Raw genomic sequence first — 8,552 nt, forward strand, 5'->3', positions numbered from 1 at the left:
TTTATTTCTAAATTTTAATCGTCATAAAACTGTCATTTACTTTTCACGCCCCTGTCACAAAGTTTGCCGATACTGCTTAGCAAGTTGGTGAGCTTTTGTAATTTTTTGTACATAAGTCAACTACAAAATAAATAGTTAACTAGGCATACGCCATTTTTAAATACCTTTTGGAGAAATCTCAATGAAGAAATTGCTACTCGCTGCCGCAGTTGCAACTTTGAGCATAAACGCGGTGCAAGCAGCGCCAACTTTGTATGGCAAACTGAATGTTTCTATTAACCAAGTTGATAATAAAAATTTCGATGGTAAAAGTGATGTTACCGAAGTTAACTCAAACGCTTCTCGCATTGGGGTAAAAGGCGAAGAGAAATTAACTGACAAGCTATCTGCTGTTTATTTAGCTGAATGGGCAATTTCTACTGATGGTTCAGGTTCTGATAGTGACCTTAGCGCTCGTAACCGTTTTATCGGTTTAAAAACTGAAGGTGTTGGTACTTTAAAAGTAGGTAAATACGATTCTTACTTTAAAACTGCTGCTGGTGGTAACCAAGACATCTTTAATGACGATACACGTTTAGATATTACTAATATCATGTACGGTGAAAACCGTTTAGATAACGTGATTGGTTTTGAATTAGACCCTAAATTATTAGCTGGTTTAACTTTCAACATCATGGCTCAAACTGGTGAAAGCACCTCAGATAGTAAACAAGGTGAAACTGGTAAAGACAGCAAAAATAATAGCTTTGACTCTGTGTCAACTGCGCTTGGTTATGAAAACAAAGACCTTGGTTTAGCAGTTGCTGCTGCTGGTGACTTCGGTATTAAAGGTAAATATGCTGCTTACGGTCTGAAAGATGTTTATACAGATGCTTACCGTGTAACGGGTTCATATGACATCGCAAAATCTGGTTTTGTAGTAGGTGCTTTATGGCAACACGCAGAACCTACTGATGACTTAACTGCATATGGCCAAACATACAAAACAGATGGATCAGTTGATAAGGCTGGTAAAGCTTACCGTGATTTACAAGAAGAAGCATATTCAATAACAGCTGCTTATAAAATCCCTAATACTAAACTTAAAGTGAAAGCAGAATATTCTTCTGCTCAAACACAAGTAAGTGGTCTATCAGATCGTACAATTGACTTGTACGGTGTAGGTCTTGATTACCAAATCAACAAACAAGCTCGTTTCTATGGCATCGTTGCTCAACAAAAACGCGACTGGTTGAATGATGATGACAAGCAAACTGTTGTAGGTACTGGTATCGAATATAACTTCTAATTAGTTATCTTTGATTCATATCTAAAATAAAAGGGCTAATGCCCTTTTATTTTATTGTGCAGATTAAAAAGCCGATATTTTTATATCGGCTTTTTAAGTTTGTAGCTTATTTTAAAAAACCACTTACAAGATTCATCACATTTTGAATGTCTTGGTTTGCTTCTTGATGATCGGTACTGTCACCCTGAGGTGTTAATGAGTCAATGATTTGAGGTAAGACTGAAGCAATTGCACCGTAAACTTGCTCTTTTGGAGCTTGAGCTTGCGCAGCAACTTGTTCAATGTCGGCTGGATTAAATAGACTTTGTAATTGCTGAGTAGGAACCTCACTATTGCTTTGATTTGGGTCAACCCAGCTTTGAACTTGGTTACCTAAACCCGCACCTTTTAACTTTTCTAAAGCAGCCTGCAAACCACCTTGTTGCTGAACCCAACCTAAAATTAAAGGCACCACTGCAATTAATAAACTTTGTACACCACCACCTGCTTGAGGTGCATTATTATTGCCAGTCACTTGACCCAATACAGAACCTAATACTCCTCCAAGGCCCCCTTGAGCGCCAGAAGAAGTATTACCCCCCATTTGTCCAAGTACTGAACCTAAAATTCCGCCCAAACCGCCTTGACCTGATGCTTGCTGGTTCCCACCTAAAGCCTGCTGAGCCAGAACTTCAACAATGCTGCTTAAATTTGTCATGTGTAACTCTTATGTATGGTTTATACATGAGCATACGCGGATTCTTATTCAGACAGCAAAAGCCAAATTGTTAAATTTTGAAAGAGATTTAATGCTCTTTTACCAACGGAATTTATTCCAGTTTTCTGGGTTTGCCCAAAACTTTGAATTAAACCAATCTGGAACATGTTTATAGGTCAATATATTAAATTGCCATAGGGCAAAATCACTATCATGTGAAGTCTTATCAATCAGTTGAGTAAAGCCTAAAGAACGTAATAACTGTTCATCACTTCGTTTGCTCACCACAACAATTCGTTTTGCTAATAAATCTCTTAGTTTTACTAATAATTGTGATTTTTGAATATTACTGATGTTATGCATTTCATCGGTATCAAATAATACAAAACCCAAATCATAACGCTGAGTAAAAGGCAGACTTAAAAGCTCAGTTACGCTAAAATAGTGCCATTGAATTGCGTTATTCTGGTCAATTTTCTGACCAATACAAAGTGCAGTATGAATGGGCTGTTCTTTTGATAAATCGTCTAGCATAGAAGCGATGACATTTTGTTCAGCCATGACTGCAACCCTTAATTGAAAGATGTGAGTTTAAACTTTATGGAACTACAAGGCATTTGCCATAAAATGCATGCAGGCCTAAAAGATGCTAGTGTAACTGATCAACAGACAACCAAGGCAAATGTTGAATACAAATTTGTATTAGACCGTTCAGAAATTGATCTTCCTTTTAATTTAGGACAAGAACTAGAGATCGAATGGACAGGTAATATTTATTGCACCTCTTGTGGCACTAAAACACCAAAATCTTATTCTCAAGGTCACTGCTTTAAATGTTTTAAAACGAAAGCGGAATGTGACCTCTGCATTATGAAACCAGAAACATGCCATTACCACTTAGGTACATGTCGTGAAGATGACTTTGCCCACAATGTTTGTTTCCAGCCTCATATTGTTTATTTAGCAAATTCTAGCGCTTTGAAAGTTGGTATTACCCGCGTTAGTCATATGCCAGGTCGTTGGTTAGATCAAGGTGCAACTCAGGCCTTACCAATTATGAAAGTTGGATCACGTCGTTTATCTGGTCAGCTTGAAACAATGTTTGGTTCTTTAGTTGCTGACAAAACTGATTGGCGTAAACTCCTTAAGGGAGAAGCTGAACCTCTAAAACTAACTGAGCAACGTGATCAGTTAATCGAAGAGTTTGCACCTAAAATTCAAACGATTCGTGAGGAATTTAGCCAAAATCTTGAATTTAACGAAACCGTTGAATTATTAGAAGATGAGCTACCACGTGAGTTTGTTTACCCTGTTGAGCAGTACCCTGAAAAGATTAAGTCATTAAATTTGGATAAAACTCCAAAAATTCGCGGTGTATTACAGGGTATTAAAGGTCAATATTTAATTTTTGATATTGGTGTTATTAACATCCGTAAATATACAGGTTACCAACTGATTATACGTGCCTAAGTAAGTTTTAAAGCCCCTAAAATGGGGCTTTTTCATTAACATGATTAAGATAATCTGTTCCTAAATAGCCAAGCAGCTAAGGGTAAAGTTACTACTCCAAGTATGATCATTGGAATAAAGTTGAATTTGACTTGTGCAAAGCTCGCACCTTCCAAATAAACTCGTTGTACCAAGTTAATTCCAAACCTTAAAGGATTTGCATACGTTGCTATTTGTAATGCTTCCGGCATGTTTTCTACAGGAGTTAATAAACCTGAAAGCAACATCAAAGGCATAATTAATAAAAATGTAAAAAGCATAGCTTGTTGCATATTTAAAGATAAGGCCGAAATTGATAGGCCCACTCCGACTACAGCTATGTTAAAACTCAATAAACCAAAATAAAGCAGTCCAATAGAGCCATTCATAGGAATTTTAAACCAGAACAAAATGATCAATAAAATAATGGTTGATTGCATCAAGCCTACAAAAATTGGCGGTAAGGCTTTACCAATCATAATTTGTAATGGTGTATACGGCGTAACTAATAACTGATCGAACGTACCCTGCTCTCGTTCACGCGCAACTGATAAAGCAGATAAAAGCAATGTTTGCATCATACTTAATGCCGCAATTAATGAAGGCATTAGGCTCCAACGAGATTCCTGATTTGGGTTGTACCATGTTCTTGTTTCAAGGCTAATGGGCAAAGCTGTGTTAAATTTTTGCTGATTAAACTGACCAATAATTTTATTTAGATATGAACCAGCCACAACAGCAGTTGATGAGTTTCTGCCATCAACAATGACCTGTATAGGAGAGCTTTGGTTATTATTTAATTTGCTCTCGAAGTCTGAAGGAATCGTAATCACGACCAATGCCTGACGACTATCAATTACCTGTTTGATTTGATCTGTATATTGAAGTGTTGCAATCCGCTTAAAAATACCAGAGCCATCGAGCTTTGAGATCAGTTCATGCGAAACTTGCCCATTACTCTGATCTAAAATTGCATAGTCCACACGGTTAACATCATAAGTTGCAGCATAACCAAACAAAAGTGCCTGCATGAGGGCTGGTACAAATAGAATGACTCTATTTGCAGGGTCACTAAAAATGGTCAGGAATTCCTTTTTGACTAAAAAACTTAAATGTTTTAGCCAAGCGATTAGTTGCTGCCACATAACTTTATCTCAACCGTTTTTTCAGTGAAAAGTTCACAGCACATATCAAAACAACGATATATCCCAATAAAATACCGCATTCTTTAAACCATAACTTCCAATCATCACCTCCCATAAATAGGGTTTTAATTAAAATCATAAAATGCGTAGCTGGAAGTAACTGGCTAACAATTTGTACAACCAAGGGTAAATTTCGTGTATCGAAAACAAAACCTGAAAGCATAAGTGCAGGCATAAAACTTGCTAATAAAGCAATTTGACTCGCCTGAAACTGGCTTTGAGCAAAGCCTGATATGGTTAAACCAAATAATAACGAAACAATTAAATATAAAAATGAAGCTGATAAAATTGAGAATAATGAACCGCGAATGGGTACTTCAAAAATAAAATACGCAGCAATAATACAGATCACGATATCAATCATCCCGACCACAACATAGGGAATGAGCTTTGCTAATACAATTTCAAATGGCCGTACAGGCGTCACAAATAAGGCCTCTAGTGTTCCCCGCTCCCTTTCACGGGCAATGAGTAACCCCGTTAAAAATGCACCGATTAAAGTTAAAATTAATACCATTAAGCCTGGGACTAAAAACCAAGTACTGTTAGCAGATTCGTTAAACCATATTCGTTGTTCAATATTAACGGCGCTTGAAGTTGCTAATATTGGACTACGGTCAACTTGTATAGACGGCGCGGTAGCCAAAGCACCTGCGACATATCCTTCCAAAGCTGTTGCTATGGTGGTAGACGTACCATTTAATAACAGTTGAGCCTTTACGTTACCTTGTTGTGCCTGACTCGCGAAATCTGAAGGGAAATGCAAAATGGCATCAATCTCGCCATCTCGAATGGCCTGCTCTGCTTCAGGCAAATTATGAAATTGCTGACTCGTTAAATATTGCGAACCATTTAAACCCGCTAAAACCTGATTGATCTGTGGTGAAGACTGATCAACTACAACACCAACTCGTGCCTGATTTAAGTCAAAGGAAAGTCCATAGCCAAATAGTAAAATTAAGATGATAGGCAAAACCAGACCAATCCCGAGGCTGCTTTTATCACGAATGAGCTGCTTAGTTTCTTTACGAACTAGCGCTGTCAATCGATTCCAAAATGCAAAACTCATTGTAGCCCCCTAAACAGCATGCCTTAATGCACGCGCTTGTTCTACAATTGCTATAAAAGCCTCATTCATGTCACTGATATATTTATCTTTACTTGCTAATTCGCGTACTTGTTGGGGTGAACCTAAGGCTAATAACTTTCCTGCATCTTGTATGGCAATCCGGTCACAATATTCCGCTTCTTCCATAAAGTGCGTAGTGATAATGATGGTAATCCCCTGATTTGCCAGCTCACCAATGCTGTACCAAAATGAACGCCGTGCAAGTGGATCAATGCCACTAGTGGGTTCATCTAAAAATAAAATTTCCGGTTCATGTAGCAATGCAGCAGCCATAGATAAACGTTGTTTATAGCCACCTGGTAAATCACCACTTTTAATATGAGTTTTTAAATCGTATTGCTGTAACGCTTTATCAATTTGTTGTTTTAGCTTTTCGCCCGATAAACCATAGGCTCCACCAAAAAATTTAAGATTCTCTAAAACAGTTAAATTACTATAAAGTGCAAATTTCTGAGAGACATAACCTACGTTAGCCCTAGCTTCAGCACGAGCTGTCCGTAAGTTTTTACCAGCAACTTCCAAATACCCACTACTTGCTGGTAACAATCCACACAGCATTCGAAATGTCGTTGTTTTCCCAGCTCCATTAGGCCCAAGTAATCCAAAGATTTCACCGCGCTGCACATCAAATGAAGTGTTAGCGACAGCAGTAAAATCTCCAAAAGTTCTGACTAAATCTTTGACCACAATGATAGGTTGGTCTGATTCCAACTCATGATTTTGCAGTGAATCAAAAGCTCTTTCAGAAATAGATATTTGTTTTCGTTGCTTTTGATTCTGTTGTAATAACATCATAAAAGCATCTTCAAGTTCAGGTTCTCGTGTATTTGCTATTAGCCCCTGAGGTAAAGCACCGGCTGATAATTCTTTCTGGCGACTAATAAAACGTACTTGTTCACCTTTTAGAACAGCATCAATAATCTCTAGATGATTATCAAGTAATTGGCCTTGTATAGTCCGCGCTTTAATATTTGCAGGAGGTTCTACTTGCCATGTTTGCCCACGTGCTATTTCTTTTAATTGCTCTGGAGAGCCCTGCTTTAAAATTTTCCCCTCGTGCATGATATAAACTTGTGCACATTTTTCTGCTTCATCCATATAAGCAGTACTTATAATTACACTTAGGTTTTCTTCCTGAACAAGCTGTTCAATAATGATCCATAAGTCCCGTCTTGATAAAGGGTCTACACCAACACTAGGCTCATCAAGCAATAGTAACTCTGGGGGACGAACTAAAGTACATGCTAGCCCTAGTTTTTGTTTCATTCCGCCAGAAAGTTGACCCGCTAAACGTTGCGTAAATTGAGCAAGGTCTGTTATTTCCAATAAACGTTTAAATCGTTGATGACGAATTTCTTTTGGAACATCGTGTAAATCGGCATATAAATCAAGATTTTCTTGTACGCTTAAATCTTCATATAGTCCAAAGCGTTGCGGCATATAGCTAATACGGTCTTGTACAGCTTGTGGATTTTTACTCACGTCAATTCCAAGTACATTTAATGAACCCGAAGTGGCTTTATATAATCCTGCCATTAATCGTAATAAAGTTGTTTTCCCCGAACCATCTGGACCTACTAAAGCGGTAAGTTCTCCTTTATTGATTTGCATGTTTAAATGATCAATTGCAGTAATATCTGCTGTCTTTTTACTCTCAGCTTTAAAAATCATGACCAAATCATGCACATAAACCACTGTATTTTCATCGGTCATGGGCATTCTCACTTGAAGCAAGTGGAACTTTCACAGTAACTGGTTGCCCCATTTTTAATTGATCATTCGGATCATTTACATACACTCGGACTTCATAAACCAGGGTTGTTCTAATCTCTTCGGTCTGCACTGTTTTAGGGGTGAACTCTGCAACTGAAGATATATAACCAATTTTTCCATGAATAGGCTGATTAGGATAAGAATCACGAATGACTTGGGCAGTATCTCCCATCTTAATGGAACTGAGATTTTGTTCATTGACATATACACGTACCCATTTCGGATCGGTCAGTGCCAATGTATAAACGGCCTTTTGAGCAGTTGTCATATCGCCAATTTCTTGTAGACGTGCTCGGACCACTGCATTTACAGGAGATTTTAGTTCAGTCTGGGTAAGGTTATAGTTAATTAAATCTAAATTAGCCTGAGCGACTTCATATTGTGCTTTGGTCGCTTCACGATCTTCTTGTCTAGCGCCTTTAATTAATAATTCTAAATTGGCCTCTCTTTCCCGTACCACTGCTTGAGCACTTTGCTGATTACTTTTGGCATAGTCTAACTCTTGTTGGCTAATTGCCCGACCATCTGTGCTACTCACCAAAATTTGTAACCGTTGTAAGTTTTTATCCGTTTTATCTAACTCTGCTTGAGCAGAAGCCAATTGTGCTTTTGCTTGGGTAATTTCTTCAGGACGAGCTCCGACCTCTTGTTTAATAATTGCCTCTTGTTGCGCTTTGAGCTGTGCTTGCGCCTGCTTTGCCTGAATTTGTAATGCATTGGTATTAAGAGTAGCAAGTAACTGGCCTGCTTGAACTTTATCACCCTCTTGGACCATGAGTTTTTGAATACGGCCAGACTGTTCAAATGCAAGCGAAACTTGGCGAATATCAACATTTCCATGCAAAGTTAAAAAACTATCTGATTGTTCTTTATCATTATATTTCCAAGCCCAAAAGCCGATTATAGCCACAGCTATAATAACCAAAACACCGGCAATCACTTTTTTATTCATCTTATTGGCCTTTTTATTAA

At 37.9% G+C, this 8,552-nt stretch carries 8 protein-coding genes; 2 read left to right on the plus strand and 6 right to left on the minus strand.

Features of this window, described 5'->3' with window-relative positions; genetic code table 11:
* The first annotated feature begins 181 nt into the window (after positions 1-181).
* Complete coding sequence (locus NL42_RS11940) at positions 182-1,288, plus strand: porin (RefSeq protein WP_461312906.1); 1,107 nt, start codon at positions 182-184, stop codon at positions 1,286-1,288.
* Between the two features lie 106 nt (positions 1,289-1,394).
* Here NL42_RS11940 and NL42_RS11945 read toward each other — a convergent pair whose 3' ends face one another.
* Together NL42_RS11945 and NL42_RS11950 are read right to left on the minus strand one after the other, a co-directional pair.
* A complete protein-coding gene (locus NL42_RS11945; RefSeq protein ID WP_461312907.1) occupies positions 1,395-1,985 on the minus strand; it encodes a YidB family protein in 591 nt (196 codons plus the stop codon).
* Positions 1,986-2,084: 99 nt separating this feature from the next.
* Entirely contained in the window at positions 2,085-2,546 is a 462-nt protein-coding gene (locus NL42_RS11950) for a DUF6231 family protein (protein WP_127491666.1), read from the minus strand.
* A gap of 39 nt (positions 2,547-2,585) precedes the next feature.
* Here NL42_RS11950 and NL42_RS11955 point away from each other — a divergent pair, with 39 nt between their 5' ends.
* Positions 2,586-3,455, plus strand: coding sequence for a DUF2797 domain-containing protein (locus NL42_RS11955; RefSeq protein WP_198078578.1), 870 nt, complete (start codon positions 2,586-2,588; stop codon positions 3,453-3,455).
* A 44-nt stretch (positions 3,456-3,499) separates the two neighbouring features.
* Here NL42_RS11955 and NL42_RS11960 read toward each other — a convergent pair whose 3' ends face one another.
* Genes NL42_RS11960 through NL42_RS11975 form a run of 4 tightly spaced genes read right to left on the minus strand, consistent with a single transcriptional unit; the run spans position 3,500 to position 8,532 of the window.
* Positions 3,500-4,618, minus strand: coding sequence for an ABC transporter permease (locus NL42_RS11960; protein WP_461312908.1), 1,119 nt, complete (start codon positions 4,616-4,618; stop codon positions 3,500-3,502).
* A gap of 4 nt (positions 4,619-4,622) precedes the next feature.
* Complete coding sequence (locus tag NL42_RS11965) at positions 4,623-5,747, minus strand: ABC transporter permease (protein WP_461312909.1); 1,125 nt, start codon at positions 5,745-5,747, stop codon at positions 4,623-4,625.
* 9 nt (positions 5,748-5,756) lie between these two features.
* The gene (locus NL42_RS11970) at positions 5,757-7,520 is read right to left on the minus strand and encodes an ATP-binding cassette domain-containing protein (RefSeq protein ID WP_461312910.1); all 1,764 of its coding nucleotides are present in this window, start codon (positions 7,518-7,520) and stop codon (positions 5,757-5,759) included.
* Positions 7,510-8,532 (minus strand): HlyD family efflux transporter periplasmic adaptor subunit, encoded by a 1,023-nt coding sequence (locus NL42_RS11975; protein ID WP_461312911.1) that lies wholly within the window; start codon positions 8,530-8,532, stop codon positions 7,510-7,512. The genes NL42_RS11970 and NL42_RS11975 overlap by 11 nt, the downstream gene beginning before the upstream one ends.
* Positions 8,533-8,552: the final 20 nt, after the last annotated feature.

The sequence above is a fragment of the Acinetobacter sp. GN11 genome (assembly GCF_054823985.1).